The following is an 18,818-nucleotide window of genomic DNA, read 5'->3' on the forward strand; positions in this document are numbered from 1 at the left end:
ACGGGGGCACCCGGTGTCCGGTGCGTGGTTTATGGTAAATTAGAACAGATGAACGACCCATGGTTACCGGAGGGGTGACACCATGAACACCGTCCATACACCGATCAACTACTACACCGTTAACAATCCAGCAGACCCGCAGGCCGTGGTCTTGAATGATATCACCAGACAGGCCCACCTGTTTTTCGAACAAGCCATGCCCGGAGAAGACACCGATTTCGAGCTCACCGTAGCCAGCCTGGCGATCTCCACAGGGCTCTCCCGTCGGAGAGTATCCAACATGATCATGGCTTTCTTCCAGCTCGCAGATCTACCGCTCCTCAATATCCGGCAACATGAGCTCTTCCACCTTGATCAGCAGCGCCTGATCAGCATCTCCCAGGCACTCTTCGGGTTGAACCCTGAACATCTGCCCATTGTGGATGAGCTCCTCACCGATTACCTCACACCATCCGCCCCGAATCAGCCGCTGCCACTTCCGGGCGCCATCAGCCACAAGATCAAGGCGATCCGGGACATGCTCAAGGATCCCAAGGCCACTGGCACTAATACCGGCTCCGGCAAGAAGGAGTTCTCCACCTCCGATAATCCCGATGGCACCACAGATCTTTATGCCACCGTGGATCCGGTTGAAGGAAAACTCATCACTGACGCCGTATCCAGACATGCCGAAGCCACTGGAAAAACCCCGGGCGAGGCTTTCGTCGATCTGATCCTCAGCAAGATCAAGATCACGGTTCAACTCAATATCTACCGTGCCACAGATCTGGCCCATGCCCCGGCCTGGGTATCCGGCATCGGGTGGCTGGATGAAGCCACCGGCCATCACTGGGCGGCCCAGGCAACGAGAACCCAGGACATGGATAAGGCCTTCGGGAAGCACGCCGCCGGCCATGATCCCACTCCGGACATCAGGGCGGCCGTGGAGGGGCGCGATGGCGGTTGTACAGCCCCGTACTGCTCGGTGCCAGCCACACACTGCGATCTCGACCACCGGATCAACCACGCCGATGGTGGATGCACCTGCACCGCCAACCTGTGCTGCCTCTGCCGCCGGCACCACAACGGCAAGACCTGCGGGCGCACCGTCTACCTCCAGGATCCGGTGACAGGGATCGTGGTCACCATCCTGGAGAACGGAAAGTGGGCGGTCACGGTTCCGGAGGGCCCACTGACTCCCCAGAGTGCACGGTGGGCCCAGACCGTGTCCCAGTACCGCACCGCACACCACAAGCGTTGGGCGGCAGCCGCCGAACACGAGGAAGCCACCCGGACAGCTGAGGTGCAGGAGGATGAACCACCCTTCTAACCGATGTGGACCGGATCCATCTGCACCCGCAACGGAAGGTCATTCTTCCGCGCAGCGCGTGCCACCTGCGCTGCGCGCAACGCCCTACCGAGTTCCGAGCGGGGACCCAGCGGGGTGCGGATCAGCATGCGCTGCGGCGGACCGAACCGGTTCTCATCATATTCACCAGGCAGGGTGATACCAGGAGGGAGATCCACCGGCCCCAGCACCTCTGCGTTGGCGGGTAGCTTCGCTGATTCAAGAAAGGTGTCCAGAGCAGCAGCTGCTCCATCGATGGCCGCCATGTGGACAGAGGGCGGAAAACCCACCTCCCGGCGTCCGGCCAGTTCCGCGGAGGCAGCACTCACCATGTCCCACCGGATGAGCGACTGCACGACCGGGAAGGAGGGATCCGCAACCACCACCACCTGACCGCCGTGCAGATGGGAGCGCACGAGGGTGGCAGCCGCCGCCCACTTCTGCAGCGTGTCCTCCGTGGCACGCAGATCCTGCCTGCCCATCAATGCCCAGGTATCCAGCAGCAGGCACGCGCCATAGGCACCCTGCACCACAGGCTCAGCTCCTGGCGTGGACACCACGATCACGGGACCATGATCCACCTGGTCCACCACCCTGTTGCCGCCAGAGGTGATGATCCGGGTGGAGGGGAAAGCCCTGCCGAGCTCCTCCGCTGTGCGTTCGGTTCCCAGGACCACGGCACGTAGTTTCGGTGATCCACAGGCCTGGCAACGGAATCGGGAATCGGGGCGTCCGCACCACCGGCAGGTGGGCACACCGGCCTGATTCTGATCCGAAGCAGGTAGGCCGACGGGGCCGTTGCAATGTCGGCAACGCGCGGGGGTTCGGCAGTTTCCACAGGCCAGCGTGGGCACATACCCCTTGCGTGGCACCTGAATGAGCACGGGTTCATTCCGCGCGAGGGTGTCCCGCACCGCTTTGAACGCCACTCCCGGGAGACGTGCTGAGCGTGCCAACGGGTCCCGCTCGAGGGCGTAGTCGGAGTCCCCCACCGCCTGAATCCGGGGCATGCGGGTGCGGATGGTGTCCCTCGGGGCCACAAGATCATGCGCCCAGCCAGATTCCACCAGCAGCTGCGCCTCCGCCGTCCGGGTGTGTCCACCGATGATGAGGGAACACCCCTCTGTGGCGGAACGGGTGGTCAACACCTCACGGGCATGCACATACGGTGCGCGGGGATCCACCAGGTTGTCATCGCCATCACCGAGAATGACGGCCAGTTTCAGGTCCGCCACCGGTGCAAACGCCGCGCTGCGAGTCCCCACCACCAGGCGCCCCTGCCCGCTGAGCACGGAGAGAAACCGCCGGTAGCGGGCCTGTGGCCCGAGGCCTGCATTGAGCACGGTCACCTGTTTGGCGGCAACGAGTGTGCGCAGCGCGGCTTCAAGCTTGTCGACGTCCCTCTGATCCGGCACCACCACCAATGCCCCACCACCGTCGCAGACCACCTTCACTGCAAGCGAAGCAACCGCCAGGGCCCAATCATCGCCGGGGGCAATCTGCCAGGCTGCCCGGGCTGTGGTTCCGGCGAGGACGGCATCCACGAAGGACTGACCGAACTGATAGGCGGACCATGAGGACAGATCCGGTTCGGAGGCCACTCCCAGATCCTCCCAGGAGGTGGCGGTGTCAGAATCCTCCGCCCCCGCATGACGGTTGGGGATGGCGGAACGGATGAGATCTGAGCGGACCCCACCGTACCGATCAGTGAGAGCCTCGATGAGCCGTGATGTCTGTTCCGGGTACACCACCACCGGCGAAATGACTCGATCCAGCCAGGCCAATTCGCCCTTATGGTCGGTGTGGCTGGTGCGTTCGATGAGGATTGCGTCGACAAGCCTGCCACCGAACCGGATGCGGACCCGCACGCCGGGTTGCGCGTCGGCGTGCTGATCGGCGGTGACCCGGTAGTCGAACAGCCGGTCAAGGTGCGGCAACCCCAGGAGAGGGAGAACCCGCGCCACCGACACTTCAGGAGCGGGGACGCGGGTATTAACCATAGTTTGAAGATACTATAGGCGGATCTCGGCCAGGTTCAGAGCCTCACGGAGCTGCTCGACACGGTTGGTGCTTTCCCACGGCAGATCAATATCAGTGCGACCGAAGTGACCATATGCGGCGGTCTGCGAGTAGATCGGCTGGAGCAGATCAAGCTCACGGATGATAGCAGCCGGACGCAGATCGAAAACGGCAGAGACCGCAGCCTGGATCTGCTCATCAGTCAGACCCTGTTTGTTGGTGCCGAAGGTCTCCACATAGAGGCCCACCGGCTTGGCACGACCGATGGCGTAGGCCACCTGGACCTCAGCTCGGTCGGCGAGACCAGCCGCCACGATGTTCTTGGCAACCCAGCGCATGGCATAGGCCGCGGAACGGTCCACCTTTGACGGATCCTTGCCGGAGAAGGCACCGCCGCCATGGCGAGCCATTCCGCCGTAGGTGTCCACGATGATCTTGCGGCCCGTCAGGCCGGCGTCTCCCATGGGACCACCGAGGATGAAGGAGCCAGAGGGGTTGATCAGCACGGTGATGTCTCCGGTGGCGAGGTGCTCGATTCCGGCATCCCTGATCACCCAGTCGATGACATGCTCACGCAGCTGCTCCTCCAACCAGGCATGGGTCACCTCAGGATCATGCTGGGTGGAAATGACCACGGTGTCCAGGTGGGAGGGCCTGTCCTCGGCGTCATAAGCGAAGGTCACCTGGGTCTTGCCGTCCGGGCGCAGGTGAGGGACAATCCCCTCCTTGCGTACCTGGGTGAGGCGACGGGCCAACCGGTGCGCCAGCGCGATCGGGAGCGGCATGTACTCCCCGGTCTCGTTGGTGGCATAACCAAACATCAGACCCTGGTCACCCGCGCCTGCCCGGTCATCCTCTTCCACGTCACCGTTGTTACGGGCCTCATGGGAGGTGTCCACGCCATCGGCGATCTCCGGGGACTGCTCACCGATGGAGACGGACACACCACAGGTGCGGCCATCAAAACCGACCTCAGAGGAATTGAATCCGATCTCGATGAGCTTATTACGGACCAGTTGGGGAATCTCTACATATCCCTTGGTGCGGACTTCACCGACAACGTGAACGAGACCGGTGGTGACAACGGTCTCCACCGCCACACGGGAATGTGGATCCGCAGCCAGAAGGGCATCGAGGATGGTGTCTGAGATTGCGTCGCAGATCTTGTCCGGGTGCCCTTCAGTCACTGACTCGCTGGTGAACAAACGGACTGCGGTTGGCTGGGACACAGAAACCCTTCTTTCAAGGACATGAACATGGTTGGTTCGTGGAAATACTCAACCTAATGTAGACCAAGCTGTCTAATTTTACAATTGACTGGGTCTGTTGATTTCATATCCTGAAAAAATGCAGGTCAAACACTCGGACTTTCAGCGGGTGAAAGCCACCACCGCATTGACGATGTGCGCAGCCACCTCAAGCTTGGTGGCATCCTCCACCTCAGTGACGGAACCATCAGAAGCCAGGATCCAACCCCGGTTACGCAACTGGCCGAAAACCTTGCCGTGCCCGACCTCATTGCACATGAGAAGATCACAGCCCTTCCGCTCCAACTTGGCGCGGGCGTAGTCGAGGGCGCTGGTGGTGGCATCACCGGTTTCCGCGGCGAAACCCACAATGACGGGATTGGAGTCAAGTTCCCCCTCCGACCGGCGGGCGACGGTGGTCTTGAGGATGTCCGGATTTTCCACCAGGTGCACGGTGGTCAGTGAATCATCATCCCCACCCTTCTTCAGCTTCGAATCCGCCTGGGTGTCCGGGCGGAAATCTGCGACCGCAGCAGCCATGATGATGATGTCCGACTCCCCTGCCTTCTCCTGGACGGCGTCGAACATGTCCTGGGTGGAGCTGACTTTGACTATCTCCGCGCCCGCCGGTGTGGACAGCTCCGCGGTGTTACCCGCGACGATCGTGACCCTGGCTCCACGCTGGGCTGCGATCTCCCCCAGAGCGAAACCCTGCCTTCCAGATGAGCTGTTGCCGATGAACCGCACCGGGTCAATGTTCTCCTGGGTGCCACCGGCGGTGATGAGCACACGCTTGCCCTTCAGATCCTGCCCCAGAACCACTCCATTGCCCACCGCGTTGGCTATATCCACGATCTGTTCCGGATCCGGCAGGCGTCCCGGGCCCGTGTCCTTGCCGGTGAGGCGGCCATGCGCCGGTTCGATGACGGTGATGCCACGCGAACGGAGGGTCTCCACATTGGCCACGGTTGCCGGATTGAACCACATCTCCGTGTGCATCGCCGGAGCCACCACCACCGGACAGGTGGCCACGAGCACCGTTGCAGTCAGTAGATCATCCGCTCTACCCATGACGAGTCGCGCCATCAGGTCGGCTGTCGCGGGTGCGATGACAATCAGATCCGCCTCCTGACCGACTCGAACGTGCTGGACCTGATCCACATCATCAAACACGGTGGTGGATACGGGATTGCCAGACAATGCCTCAAATGTGGACCTGCCGACAAAGCTGAGTGCGGACTCAGTGGGCACAACCCTGACATCATCCCCAGCCTCCTTGAAGGCACGGATGATATGACATGCCTTGTATGCGGCAATGCCTCCCGCCACACCCACCACAACTCTGCGCCGCGACTCCGGCTGGTCCCCGATCTGCTCACTCACACGCTGCTGGGTCATTGCTGTCTGATTCCTCACTCATCATCGGTCGATCGTCCTGCCCACACTTTAGCCGCTTTGAGGGAGCCACATGACACCGCAGACATGCTTAAAACACCCAGTGACCCGCACCATGAAGACGATGCGGACTGGGTGTTGAAAGTTGTGTGAAATTATCAGCTCACGGCCAGGACCAGGCTGTTAGCCTTCCTCATGATCCAGAAGACCGACATTGATCTCACGCAGAGCGATAGACAATGGCTTCTCACCTGGCTGTGGGGTGACGAGAGGTCCGATGAACTCGAAGACTCCCTCATCTGCCTGCTGGTAGTAGCTGTTGATCTGACGCGCACGCTTGGCGGCGAAGATCACGAGGGCGTACTTTGAGGTGACCTTGTCCAGCAGCTCATCGATCGGCGGGGCGGTGATGCCCATTGGCGGATCGAAGACGGCCTTGGTGGCGTTGGTCTCGTTGCTCACGTTGGTCACTGACACCTTTTCAAAAGATTGTAGACAGTAGTTTATAGAGCGGGAAGGATGCTCAATCGATAAAGCATACCCTACCGCCCTGCGTTTGGCTAAGCGCCGAGCAGTACGGCCTTGATTGCCGCCACCGCGTCATCAACATTTTCATTGACAACGATGTGTTTGAACTCGCTCTTAGCCGCCAGTTCCTCGCGTGCGGTTTCCAGCCTGCGATCAATGACGTCCTGGCTCTCGGTCCCCCGACCAGTCAGCCTCTCCACCAGAACTTCCCATGACGGTGGCGCCAGGAAGATGGTTTCAGCTTCAGGAATGAGCTGGGCAATGTTACGCGCTCCGATGAGATCAACCTCAACCAGAACTGGACGCCCCTCCTCGCGAGCCTGACGAACGGGCTCAGCAGGGGTGCCGGAACGCTGCAGACCGCCATGGATATCTGCCCATTCGAGCATTTCTCCACAGTCGATCTTTTCCTGGAATTCCTGTGCGGTGACATAGAAATAATCTCTGCCATCCACTTCACCCGGACGTGGTGACCGGGTGGTCATGGACACACTGAAATACAGGTTTGGGACGTCACTCCGAAGGCGATCCACCACAGTCGACTTTCCGACTGCTGACGGGCCCGCAAGAATCACGAGCCTTCCATGTGGGTTATCGCCGGACACTAAGAATTAACCCTCGAATCCGAAACGCTCAAGCAGGGCGCGACGCTGACGGTCACCCAGGCCACGGAGGCGGCGGGTCTGAGCGATGCCGAGCTCCTCCATGATCTCCTTGGCCTTAACCTTGCCAACCTTGGGAAGAGCCTCGAGGAGTGCGGAGACCTTGGTCTTGCCGATGATCTCATCGGTCTCAGCCTTCTCCAGCACCTCCTTGAGGTTAGTGTTGCCGCGCTTCAGGTTCTCCTTGAGCTCAGCGCGAGCCTTACGAGCTTCTGCTGCCTTGGCGAGAGCTGCCTTGCGCTGCTCATCAGTCAACTGTGGAAGGGCCACGGGGTTCCTCCGTTTTCGTGTGTGTTCTATGTACAGACGGATACATTTATACCCGGTAAATCGAAGGTACACGAGGCGAATACCAACCGTGTCACCCTGCGATTTTGGATTAGTCTAGCACTACTTCAGCAAAGACAAAGGTGGCGAGGTCCTTTCTTGACAAACACGCTGGTCAGAGACTTTCAAGAAAGGGCCTCGCAAATAGTCATGACCTGGGGAAACCTGGAAAATCAGCGGCGGTTTCCGACACTGAAATTCTCAGGCTATCCACATCAGGTCCCTGCATCAAGACAGACCTTGAGACGTTGGGGAATGCCAGATGGGACATATCCCCCGCTATCAAGTTCACATCATCAGTCGTGCCTCCCTGTGCGCCCACACCCGGCATGAGGATCGGGCCTCCGAGGCCTGATAACACCGGCGGCTGGGTGAGGGTGGCGCCGACGACCACACCGACGTTGCCCGCCAGTCCACGCGCCATATGAGGGGCATTCAGTGCTTCCACCTCATTGATGATCTGCTGCGAAATCGTCACACCCGCCGCGCTGGTCTGGTCCTGCAGAGCCCGCGCCTCGGGGTTTGAGGTGGCCGCCAGAACAAACACTCCCCTGCCGTGTTCCTCGGCGAGCGCGAACGCCGGTTCGAGAGAACCGAAGCCCAGATAGGGCGAGACGGTCACCGCGTCACTCGACAAGGGGGATTCCGGATTCAACCACGCCGAGGCGTATCCAGCCATGGTGGATCCGATATCGCCGCGCTTTGCATCAGAGACAACCAGGCAACCCCGTTCACGCAGGGTGGCGATGGTTTCCTCCAGGACTGCAAAGCCCCGTGAGCCGAAACGTTCATAGAATGCCACCTGGGGCTTCACCAGTGCCACGGTGTCGGCGAAGGCCTCCACGCAGATGCGGGAGAACTCAGCGAGTCCTTCCACGTTGACTGGGAGACCCCAGGCATGCAGGAGACTTTCGTGGGGGTCGATTCCCACACACAGCCGCCCCCGGGTGGAGGCGGCTTCGAGGAGTTTTTCTCCAAATGTGTCCACCAAGGCGATTAAGCCTTCACTGCGTGGTCGAGTTCCTGCAGTGCGCGGACGGTGAGCTCCCCGTCACGCAGGGCCTCGATGCCCTGGACAGCCGCGGTGACACCCTGGACGGTGGTGACCAGTGGGACACCGACGGAGACGGCAGATCCGCGGATCTCATAGCCATCATGACGGGCACCTGCGGAACCTGCCGGGGTGTTCAGGATCAGGTCGACCTCTCCGTCGCGGATGCGGTCGACGATTGAACGACCCTCGACACCGTCGCGGATGTCGGAGCTCTTGAGCACGACTTCACAGTCGATGCCATTGCGGCGCAGCATACCTGCGGTGCCCTCGGTTGCCAGGATGTGGAAACCCATGGAATCCAATCGCTGGATGGCCAGGATCAGGCTGCGCTTGTCGCGGTTGGCCACGGAGACGAATACGGTGCCTTCGGTCGGGAGTGCGCCGAATGCGCCGGCCTCAGCCTTGGCGTAGGCAGCACCGAAGTTATCTGCCAGTCCCATGACTTCGCCGGTCGATTTCATCTCCGGGGACAGCAGGGTGTCCAGGGTTTCACCGTCCGGACTGAGGAAGCGGTTGAATGGAAGGACTGCTTCCTTGACCGCGATCGGGGAATCGAGCGGCAGGGATCCACCATCGTAGTTGGTCGGGATCATACCTTCTGCACGCAGGTCCGCGATGGTTGCGCCGACTGCAATGCGGGAGGCTGCCTTGGCCAGGTGGACGCCAGTCGCCTTGGAGACGAACGGCACGGTGCGGGATGCACGTGGGTTGGCCTCGATGACATAAAGGGTGTCATCCTTCAGCGCATACTGGACGTTCATCAGGCCCTTGACTCCGATGCCCATTGCGAGCGCCTTGGTGGACTGACGCACCTTCTCAATATCCTGGGCACCCAGGGTCATCGGAGGAAGTGCACATGCAGAGTCACCGGAGTGGACACCAGCTTCCTCGATGTGCTCCATGACGCCAGCCAGGTAGACCTCTTCACCATCGCACAGCGCATCCACGTCGATCTCGATGGCATTGTCCAAGAAGCGGTCAACCAGAACGGGGTGCTCCGCGGACAGTTCGGTTGCGCGGGCGATGTAGTCCTCGAGGGATGCCTCATCGTAGACGATTTCCATTCCGCGGCCACCGAGGACGTAGGACGGGCGGACCAAGACCGGGTAACCGATGTTATTGGCAACATCACGGGCCTGTTCGAAGGTGACGGCGGTGCCGAATGCCGGTGCCGGCAGCCCCTCACGGTTAAGCAGGTCGCCGAACTCACCGCGGTGCTCAGCCATATCGATGGCTTCAGGGGAGGTTCCGATGACCGGCACGCCGGCAGCCTTGAGTCGCTCCGCCAAGCCCAGCGGGGTCTGGCCGCCGAGCTGGACGATGACACCAGCGACGGTGCCGGACTCAGCCTCAGCGTGGTAGACCTCCATGACATCTTCGAAGGTCAGAGGCTCGAAGTAGAGGCGGTCAGCGGTGTCGTAGTCGGTGGAGACTGTCTCCGGGTTGCAGTTGACCATGACGGTCTCGTAGCCAACACGGGAAAGTTCCAGGGCGGCGTGCACACAGGAGTAGTCGAACTCGATGCCCTGGCCGATCCGGTTCGGTCCGGAGCCCAGGATGATGACCTTCTCGCGTTCGTTCTGAGGTGCAACCTCAGACTCTGCCGCCGGGTCCAGTTCGTACGCGGAATAGTAGTACGGGGTCTGTGCCTCAAACTCGGCAGCGCAGGTGTCAACGGTCTTGAACACAGGGCGGATGCCGAGGGAGTAACGCAGTCGGCGGATGCCGTCCTCGCCGGCGAACTCAGGGCGCACTGCGGCGATCTGCAGGTCAGACAGGCCGATGAACTTGGCTTCGCGCAGCAGAGCCTCGTCCAGGACCGGTGCGTCTTCCAGCTTCTGGCGGAAGTCCACCAGCGCCTGGAGCTCCGCGAGGAACCATGGATCGATGGAGGAGGCCTCATGGAGCTCCTCGATGGTCGCGCCGAGACGCATGGCCAGCTCGACATCGTAGAGGCGTCCTTCAGTGGGGCGACGCAGATCATCCAGGACAGCCTGGACATCGGTGGCGCGCTCACCGGCGAAGTAGTCATCTGGTTTGGTCCAGAAGCCGAGCTGCTTGGTCTCCAGGGAACGCAGCGCCTTGTTGAGGGCCGCGATATAGTTGCGGCCCAGGCTCATGACCTCACCGACGGACTTCATGGTGGTGGTCAGGGTGTCATCAGAGCCTGGGAATTTCTCAAAAGCAAAGCGGGGAGCCTTGACAACCACGTAGTCCAGGGTTGGCTCGAAAGCTGCAGGGGTGACGCCGGTGATGTCGTTGGTGACCTCATCCAGGGTGTAACCGATGGCCAGCTTGGCGGCCAGCTTCGCGATCGGGAAACCCGTGGCCTTGGAGGCCAGAGCTGAAGACCTGGACACACGTGGGTTCATCTCAATGGTGATGAGACGGCCATCAACAGGATTGATGGCGAACTGGATATTACAGCCACCGGTGTCAACGCCCACCTCGCGGATGATGGCGATGCCCTGATCGCGCATGATCTGGAACTCGCGGTCGGTGAGGGTCATGGACGGTGCCACGGTGACTGAGTCACCGGTATGCACGCCCATGGCATCGACGTTTTCAATGGAGCAGATGACCACGACGTTATCGTCGGCGTCACGCATGAGCTCCAGCTCGAATTCCTTCCAACCGAGGATGGATTCCTCGATCAGGACGTTGGCCTCAGGGGAGGCTGCGAGGCCACCGCCGGCGATACGGTCCAGGTCCTCCATGGTGTACGCCATGCCGGAACCCAGGCCACCCATGGTGAAGGATGGGCGCACCACCACGGGGAGCCCGAGCTCCTCGACGGCTGCGTAAGCCTCTTCCATGTTGTAGCAGACGGCGGAGCGTGCGGACTCTCCGCCGATGGTGGCTACGATGTCCTTGAACTTCTGGCGGTCCTCGCCACGCTCGATGGCATCGATGTCTGCGCCGATGAGTTCAACATCGTACTTCTCCAGAATGCCGAGACGATCCAGCTGAATGGCGGCGTTGAGGGCGGTCTGGCCGCCGAGGGTGGCCAGCACGGCGTCGATCCGGTTGCCCTGTTCGATCTCCTTCTGGAAGATCTTCTCGATGTACTCCGGTTCGATCGGCTCGACGTAGGTGTGGTCGGCCATCTCCGGGTCGGTCATGATGGTGGCAGGGTTGGAGTTGATGAGGGTGACGCGCAGGCCCTCCTCCTTGAGTACCCGGCACGCCTGGGTGCCGGAGTAGTCGAATTCACAGGCCTGGCCGATGACGATGGGACCAGAACCGATGACCAGTACGTGGTTGATATCTGAGCGCTTGGGCATGTCTTTTACGCCTCTTTCTTCTGGTTCTGGGAATCTTCATCCATCAGTGCGACGAACTGGTCGAACAGTGGGCTTGCATCATTGGGGCCGGCTGCGGCCTCGGGGTGGTACTGGACGGAGTAGGCGCGTCCGGATTCGAGCGCCACGCCCTCGACAACACCGTCGTTCAGGCAGGTGTGGGTGACCACGGCGCTGCCGAAATCAGTGTCGAACACCTGACCGGCCTCACCCTTGAGCGCGAATCCGTGGTTCTGGGCGGTGATGTCAATCTTGCCGGTGATGTGGTTCTTCACCGGGACGTTGATGCCGCGGTGGCCGAACTTCAACTTGTAGGTCTCCATGCCGAACGCCCGGCCGAGGATCTGGTTACCGAAGCAGATGCCGAAGAACGGAATATCAGCCGCGAGAACCTCCCGGACGATCTCCACCATGGTGTCGGCTGCTGCCGGGTCACCGGGGCCGTTGGAGATGAACACGCCTGCCGGGTTGTACTTCTTGATCTCCTCGAAGGGGGTCTCAGCGGGGACGATCACGGTGCGCACTCCGCGGGCAGCGAAGCGGCGGGGGGTGTTCTGTTTGATGCCGAGGTCATAGGCGACAACCGTGTGGCGGGCCTCCCCCTCAGCTTCAATGACATATGCCTCATCCACGGAGACTTCCCGGGAGAGGTTGGCACCCTCCATGGAGGGCTGTGCCTTGACGATCTCCACGAGTTCGTTAACCGGACGCTCCGCATCCGCTCCCGAGAAGATACCGGCGGCGACAGCGCCCTCATCGCGGATGTGGCGGACCAGTGCGCGGGTGTCAATGCCACCGATGCCCACGATGCCCTGCTTGGCCATTTCCTCCTGGAGGGAGGTTGTCGCGCGGTAGTTGGAGACACGCACGGAGAGATCACGGATGACCACGCCGGCGACCCAGATACGACCGTCGAGGGACTCATTGTCCTCGTCATTCCAACCGGTGTTACCGATCTGGGGCGCGGTGTTGATCACGATCTGACGATGGTAGGACGGGTCCGTCATCGTCTCCTGGTAACCGGTCATGGCGGTGGTGAAGACGGCCTCGCCCAGCGTGGTTCCGATGGCACCGAAGCCGAAGCCCTTGAAGGTGCGGCCATCTGCCAGCACCAGGTAGGCAGGAACAGAACCGATATCGGTCAGGCCCTGGTGGTCGGGAGCCGTGCTGGTCGCATTGTTGTCAGTACTCACGGTGACAGCGTCGCCTTTCGTAGGTTCGCCCGTTGTCGGGGCGGGGAGAGGATTCTCAGAGTGTAGTTTATTCATTCTAGTGCATTCTATGCAATGACGGGCATCCCGTTGTCACAGGTGACCCTGCCACGGAGAATGGTGTGGGAGACCTTTGCCCCGAATTCCATCCCTTCAAATGGGGTGTTCGAGGCCTTGGAGGCAAAATCCTCCCCATGTGCGGTCCAGCTCTGGCCAGGATCCACGATGGTGAGGTTGGCTGGCTCCCCGACTGCGATCGGACGACCATGACCGGGAAGGCGGGTGATCTCCGCGGGGCGCTCACTCATCACCTTCGCCACAAAGCGCCAGTCAGCGAGTCCGGAGGCCACAAAGGTGTCGGCGATGATGGACAGAGACGTCTCCAGACCGAGCATGCCCGGCTTGGCGTTCTCAAACTCACAGCACTTATCTTCGGAGCCATGTGGGGCGTGATCGGTGGCCACCACGTCGAGGGTGCCATCAAGCAGCGCCTCACGTAGGGCGATCGTGTCGCGCTCCTCGCGCAGTGGCGGGTTGACGCGGTTGACGCCGTCATAGGTTTCCAGACGCTCATCGGTGAGAATGAGGTGATGCGGGGTGACCTCTGCGGTGATGGGAATGCCCTGCCCCTTGGCCCAACGGAGCAGCTCGATGGTGCCCTCGGTGGAGGCATGGCAGATGTGGACACGGTTGCCGTAGTCGCGGGCCAGGATGGCATCCCGGACCACGATGGACTCCTCAGCCACCCGTGGCCAGCCACGCAATCCCAGGCGGGCGGCGTTCTCACCCTCATGGGCACTGGCACCCTCTGTCATCCGGTGGTCCTCGCAGTGCTGAGCGATCAGGACATCCATGCCCTTGGCGTATTCGAGGGCCCGTCGCATCACCTGGGGATCATTGACGCATTTGCCATCATCGGAGAACATGCGGACCCGGGCCTCGGAACGGGCCATCATGCCGAACTCGGTGAGCTCCCTGCCCTCCAGGCCCTTCGTGATGGAGCCGACCGGGTGGACGTCGCAAAGCCCGACGTTCTGACCCTTGAACCAAACGCCCTCGGCGATCAGCGGCTGGTCCATCACCGGAGTGGTGTTCGCCATGGTGAACACGGCTGTGAAGCCGCCCTTGGCTGCGGCAGCCGAACCGGTGGCGATGGTCTCGGTATCTTCGCGGCCGGGTTCCCGCAGGTGGACGTGCATATCAACAAAGCCCGGCAGCAGGACGCCCCCGTTGCCGTCGATGGTTCGGTCATAGTCCCCGGAGGCATCCAATGCCTCGATCACACCATCGCGGACCAACACACTGGTCGGTTCGCCTTCACCGTAGACACGGACATTGGTGATGAGCAGGGTGCCCGATTCCACTGGCGCAAGCGCTCCGGTCTCGGGGTAGTCATGAGCGGTCATTGAAGAGGTTTCCTTACATCGGCCAGCAGTGCCAGCCGTAACTCAGGCCGGCAGCGCCAGCCATACTGACGAACGTTAAATGGTGGCGTCGGAACCTGCGACGAGTGCGAACAGCACCGCCATGCGGAGGTGCACACCATTATTCACCTGCTGCAAAACAGCAGTACGTGGGGCATCAGCCACACCGAAGTTGATCTCCATGCCCCGCAGCATCGGGCCTGGGTGCATGATGATCGCAGAATCCTTGAGGCTTGCTTCCCTGGCCTTGCTCATCCCGTAGAGGGTGGCGTATTCGCGATGAGAGGGGAAGAATCCACCCTTCATGCGTTCCTGCTGGACACGCAGCATCATGACGACATCCGCGTCGTAGATCTCCGCATCCATGTCATAGGAGGTGCGCACCGGCCAGTTCTCCACACCATGGGGAAGCAGCGTCGGTGGTGCCACGAGCACTACCTCAGCGCCCAGCTTGGACAGCAGATCCACATTGGAGCGCACCACCCGGGAATGTAGGACATCGCCGACGATGACGACCTTGCGGCCCTCAATGCCACCGAGACGCTGACGGATGGTGAGGGCATCCAGAAGTGCCTGTGTCGGATGCTGGTGGGAACCATCTCCGGCGTTGATCACGCTGGGGCCGACCCCACCCGGTGCCACATAGTGTGCCAGTTGCTGAGCCGCACCGGAGGAGGGATGACGCATGATGATGGCATCCGCACCGATGGCCGACAGTGTCAGTCCCGTGTCCTTGAGGGACTCACCCTTCTTCACGCTCGAAGAGGACGCGGAGATGTTGATGACATCCGCGCTCATCCACTTACCTGCGGTCTCGAATGATGAACGGGTACGTGTGGAGTTCTCGTAAAAGAGGGTGAAGATGGTCCGCCCACGCAGTGTGGGCAGCTTCTTCACCTCACGTCCCTCCAACACCTCCTTGAAACGATCGGCCTCATCGAGAAGGCCGGTGATCTCATCGCGGGACATATCCGCAATTGAGAGGAGGTGCTTCATCACTGGTCTCCTTCGGGTTCTTCCCTGGTGAGGGTGACCGCATCCCTGCCATCAATCTCACTGAGCAGAACCGTGACATCCTCTGCGCGTGCCGTGGGGATGTTCTTACCCACATAGTCAGCGCGGATCGGCAGCTGTCGGTGACCACGGTCAACGAGGACTGCCAGCTGGATGTAGTTGGGGCGGCCCAGATCTCTCAGTGCATCGAGGGCAGCTCGGATGGTGCGTCCTGAAAACAGCACATCATCAACCAGAATGACGGTGGTCTTATCAATGCCACCTGCTGGGATGGACGTGGGCTTGAGCGCACGGTGTGGTTTGTTCCGGAGATCATCCCGGTAGAGGGTGATGTCAACGGCCCCGGTATCCACACGGATCCCGGAAAATTCTTCAATCTTCTCGGCCAGGCGTTCAGCCAGGGGAACTCCACCCGAAGGGATTCCCAAGAGCATGACCCTGTCCGCGCCTTCTGAATCAAGCGCGGTCTTTTCAATAATCTGGTGCGCGATGCGTGCAACGGTACGGCTGACGTCGTCTCCATCAAGGAGTTCGACCACAGTGGTGTTTCGTTCGCTCATCGTGACCTCCTTCTCCGCCTCTCTGTGCGGTCCGTTAAAGGATGTCTTAAATTGCAGTCCATCATGGCACCCAATTTTCTCGGAGCTGACTATGCTCTAAGAGAGTGCCACTTTGACGCTGAGAATGTTACCTCATCAACGCCCTAAGTGTTACATGTGAACATCAACTAGACACCCGGTTACCCCACCCGGGAAACATTCTGCCGACTTGGAGAAGCCCCTGTGAGTCTGACCACCAGCCATTTTATTCCTTTTCCCATCGAAGAGGTCTGGGATTGGCATACGCGGAAGGGTGCGGTTGCCCGACTCACACCTCCTTTCGTCCCGATGACCCCCATCTCCCAGGCAGAACGCCTTTCCGATGGCACCACAATCTTCAGCCTCCCCGCGGGGCTGAAATGGGTGGCCCGCCACGATCTCTCCGGTTATTTCAACGGAAGCCGGTTCACAGACGTGTGTACCTCCGCCCCGATGAAGGCCCTGTCCAACTGGCGTCATGTCCATAACTTCGTCGAGCAGGACAAGGGCACGCTGATCACTGACTCGGTGACCACCCGCCTGCCCGGTGCCACCTTGACGGGCATGTTCGCCTACCGCCAGCACCAGCTGCTCGAGGACATGCAGGCATTGCACCGGTTCAAGCAGATCGCCCACGACTCCCCTCTCACCATCGCCATGACCGGCTCACGCGGTCTCGTGGGCCGGGCCCTCACCGCCCAGCTGCAGACAGGCGGACACACGGTGATCCAGCTGGTCCGGGGTGCACCGAAGCCCGGCCAACGCCGCTGGAACCCTTCCGACCCCGCGGCTGATCTCCTCGACGGCGTGGATGTGCTCGTGCATCTGGCCGGCGAACCCATCTTCGGCCGTTTCAATGATGGCCACAAGGATGCGATCCGAAACTCCAGGGTGGAACCGACCCGGGCGCTGGCACAGCTTGTCGCCTCATCCCCCACCTGCACCGCACTGATTTCTGCCTCCGCCATCGGCTTCTATGGACACGATCGCGGCGATGAGGAACTTTCCGAGGATTCCCCCACCGGCGATGGTTTCCTCGCCGATGTGGTCAGGGAGTGGGAAGAGGCCACCTCACCGGCCACAAACGGGGGGAAGCGTGTGGCGATGATCCGCACGGGAGTCGCGCTGAGCGGGCGTGGTGGCATGCTCCCCGTGCTCAGGACGCTCTTCTCCACCGGTCTGGGCGGTCAGTTCGGCGATGGTTCCAACTGGTTCAGCTGGATCGCCCTGGACGACCTCACCGACATCTATTACCGGGCGATCATCGACGGCGGGGTCTCCGGCCCCGTCAACGCCACAGCCCCCAACCCGGTGACCAACGAGGAGATGACCAAGGTTTTAGCCTCCCAGCTGCACCGCCCCGCATTCATTCAGATTCCCACACTGGGCCCCAAGATCATTCTGGGAACTCAGGGAGCTGAGGAACTGGCGTTGGCGAACCAACGCGTGCTCCCCGCCGCGCTGACCGAGCTGGGCCACGTGTTCCGGTATGCCACCATCGACGCGGCCATAGCCCACGAGCTGGGTGGCGAAGAGCTTGCCGACGCCGCGATGACCCGTCAGCAGGCAGCCATGGAAGCCGCTGAGAAGAAACAGATGCGAGTCTCCATGAAAGAGGCGAAACGCGCGGCCAAGGCTGAATCCAAGGACACCCCCGATCCCGCAGAGGTAGAGGAAACCATCCGCACGTCGATCCTCAACTTCCGACGCAGACGCAACGGCTAGTCCTCTGCGTCGGTATGGTGGATGGCTGTAGAAAAATCCATTCCAGTTAGGACACAGATTCACCAGTGACTGCAGCCAACTCACCCCATGACATCAAGGCTTTCAGCCTTGACGCCGTGGCTGGGATTCTCAGCGATGAGAATCTCGACTACCGCGTAGAACAACTCGACGGCACCGACGTCATCCGCACAGGTTTCATCAACGCGGCCATCAGCTTCGTCGAGATCGACGGCGGGCTCACCATGGAAGCCATGTGGCGCGGTGCCCCCAGCACCGAGAACGCTTCCCTCGTGCTGGCGGCGGTCAATGAATGGAACCTCACCCAGTTCACCCCCACCCTGAGGTTCTTCGAGCTTCAGGAGAACACCCTGGCGATCAACGCACTCCGTCAGATCACCACCAGCGCGGGACTGAGCCACAATCAGGTGGGCGCGTTCATCATGAGCTCACTCGAGGCCACCACCGCCGCCTTTGAGTGGCTCGAGCAGCAGTTCCCCGATCTTGTCACCTGGAAGGACGACCACGTTGAGCACTAATATCCCCGAGATCTCCCCCAAGCCCATCGCTGTCACCCTTGACCGGGTAGTCGCCATCATGAGGGAATTCGGCATCGAATTGGCCGCCCCTGCTGACCAGGGTGAGAACGCCTCAGTGGCGAGCGCAAACCTCAACGGCTATGAGGTGATGTTCGCTCTCCTGGATTCCGTGCTCATCGTGCGCGCAGATAAACAGACCGAGACCGCCATCGCGGACGGCGATCCCCGCTGGCACCTGGCCTGCAATCAGGTCAACTGCTTCAACTTCGCTGCCAAGGCAGTGGTGATGGATCGCACCGAAAAGGCAGTGGTCCGTTCAGAGAAGGACATCCCCACCGCCGCCGGGCTCAATGACATTCAGCTCTCTGCCATGCTGAAGAACGCCATCGACCATATCCTGGCCATCCAGGATTCTGTGGAGAAGGCCGCCGAGGAATTCACCATCGGATAAGGCTTTTCCACATCTGGC

At 61.0% G+C, this 18,818-nt stretch carries 16 protein-coding genes; 4 read left to right on the plus strand and 12 right to left on the minus strand.

Going from position 1 to position 18,818, the window contains the following annotated elements; genetic code table 11:
• Positions 1-82: 82 nt before the first annotated feature.
• Positions 83-1,309, plus strand: coding sequence for an HNH endonuclease signature motif containing protein (locus tag CFAEC_RS07560; RefSeq protein WP_290275600.1), 1,227 nt, complete (start codon positions 83-85; stop codon positions 1,307-1,309).
• Here CFAEC_RS07560 and CFAEC_RS07565 read toward each other — a convergent pair.
• From CFAEC_RS07565 to pyrR, 12 genes are all read right to left on the minus strand, one after another.
• Positions 1,306-3,327 carry a primosomal protein N' gene (locus tag CFAEC_RS07565; RefSeq protein ID WP_290275602.1) on the minus strand — a complete coding sequence of 674 codons (2,022 nt, stop codon included), beginning with the start codon at positions 3,325-3,327 and terminating at the stop codon, positions 1,306-1,308. The two genes, CFAEC_RS07560 and CFAEC_RS07565, sit on opposite strands and share 4 nt — an antisense overlap.
• 12 nt (positions 3,328-3,339) lie before the next feature.
• The gene (metK, locus tag CFAEC_RS07570) at positions 3,340-4,575 is read right to left on the minus strand and encodes a methionine adenosyltransferase (protein WP_290275604.1); all 1,236 of its coding nucleotides are present in this window, start codon (positions 4,573-4,575) and stop codon (positions 3,340-3,342) included.
• Positions 4,576-4,716: 141 nt separating this feature from the next.
• Complete coding sequence (gene coaBC / locus CFAEC_RS07575; protein WP_290275605.1) at positions 4,717-5,991, minus strand: bifunctional phosphopantothenoylcysteine decarboxylase/phosphopantothenate--cysteine ligase CoaBC; 1,275 nt, start codon at positions 5,989-5,991, stop codon at positions 4,717-4,719.
• A 180-nt stretch (positions 5,992-6,171) separates the two neighbouring features.
• Entirely contained in the window at positions 6,172-6,405 is a 234-nt protein-coding gene (rpoZ, locus tag CFAEC_RS07580) for a DNA-directed RNA polymerase subunit omega (RefSeq protein ID WP_225213683.1), read from the minus strand.
• Between the two features lie 143 nt (positions 6,406-6,548).
• The gene (gene gmk / locus CFAEC_RS07585) at positions 6,549-7,121 is read right to left on the minus strand and encodes a guanylate kinase (RefSeq protein WP_290275609.1); all 573 of its coding nucleotides are present in this window, start codon (positions 7,119-7,121) and stop codon (positions 6,549-6,551) included.
• A gap of 6 nt (positions 7,122-7,127) precedes the next feature.
• Complete coding sequence (gene mihF, locus CFAEC_RS07590) at positions 7,128-7,448, minus strand: integration host factor, actinobacterial type (protein WP_290275611.1); 321 nt, start codon at positions 7,446-7,448, stop codon at positions 7,128-7,130.
• Between the two features lie 205 nt (positions 7,449-7,653).
• The gene (gene pyrF, locus CFAEC_RS07595; protein WP_290275613.1) at positions 7,654-8,496 is read right to left on the minus strand and encodes an orotidine-5'-phosphate decarboxylase; all 843 of its coding nucleotides are present in this window, start codon (positions 8,494-8,496) and stop codon (positions 7,654-7,656) included.
• Between the two features lie 5 nt (positions 8,497-8,501).
• Complete coding sequence (gene carB, locus CFAEC_RS07600) at positions 8,502-11,843, minus strand: carbamoyl-phosphate synthase large subunit (protein ID WP_290275616.1); 3,342 nt, start codon at positions 11,841-11,843, stop codon at positions 8,502-8,504.
• 5 nt (positions 11,844-11,848) lie between these two features.
• On the minus strand, positions 11,849-13,054 hold the full coding sequence (gene carA, locus CFAEC_RS07605) for a glutamine-hydrolyzing carbamoyl-phosphate synthase small subunit (RefSeq protein ID WP_435384279.1): 1,206 nt from the start codon (positions 13,052-13,054) through the stop codon (positions 11,849-11,851).
• An 86-nt stretch (positions 13,055-13,140) separates the two neighbouring features.
• Positions 13,141-14,478, minus strand: coding sequence for a dihydroorotase (locus CFAEC_RS07610; protein WP_290275619.1), 1,338 nt, complete (start codon positions 14,476-14,478; stop codon positions 13,141-13,143).
• Positions 14,479-14,553: 75 nt separating this feature from the next.
• Entirely contained in the window at positions 14,554-15,492 is a 939-nt protein-coding gene (locus CFAEC_RS07615) for an aspartate carbamoyltransferase catalytic subunit (protein WP_290275621.1), read from the minus strand.
• Positions 15,492-16,070 (minus strand): bifunctional pyr operon transcriptional regulator/uracil phosphoribosyltransferase PyrR, encoded by a 579-nt coding sequence (gene pyrR, locus CFAEC_RS07620; protein WP_290275623.1) that lies wholly within the window; start codon positions 16,068-16,070, stop codon positions 15,492-15,494. The genes CFAEC_RS07615 and pyrR overlap by 1 nt, the downstream gene beginning before the upstream one ends.
• Before the next feature lie 222 nt (positions 16,071-16,292).
• Between pyrR and CFAEC_RS07625 the strand changes: the two genes are divergently transcribed.
• The 3 genes from CFAEC_RS07625 (at position 16,293) to CFAEC_RS07635 (ending at position 18,800) form a co-directional block, all read left to right on the plus strand.
• Positions 16,293-17,813 carry a TIGR01777 family oxidoreductase gene (locus CFAEC_RS07625; RefSeq protein ID WP_290275626.1) on the plus strand — a complete coding sequence of 507 codons (1,521 nt, stop codon included), beginning with the start codon at positions 16,293-16,295 and terminating at the stop codon, positions 17,811-17,813.
• Between the two features lie 65 nt (positions 17,814-17,878).
• Complete coding sequence (locus CFAEC_RS07630; RefSeq protein WP_290275628.1) at positions 17,879-18,349, plus strand: YbjN domain-containing protein; 471 nt, start codon at positions 17,879-17,881, stop codon at positions 18,347-18,349.
• Positions 18,339-18,800, plus strand: a complete 462-nt coding sequence (locus CFAEC_RS07635) for a YbjN domain-containing protein (RefSeq protein ID WP_290275630.1) — start codon at positions 18,339-18,341, stop codon at positions 18,798-18,800. Before CFAEC_RS07630 ends, CFAEC_RS07635 begins: the two co-directional genes overlap by 11 nt.
• The last annotated feature ends 18 nt before the right edge of the window (positions 18,801-18,818 follow it).

It is taken from the genome of Corynebacterium faecale (genome assembly GCF_030408735.1).
In the GTDB taxonomy this organism is placed as follows: domain Bacteria; phylum Actinomycetota; class Actinomycetes; order Mycobacteriales; family Mycobacteriaceae; genus Corynebacterium; species Corynebacterium faecale.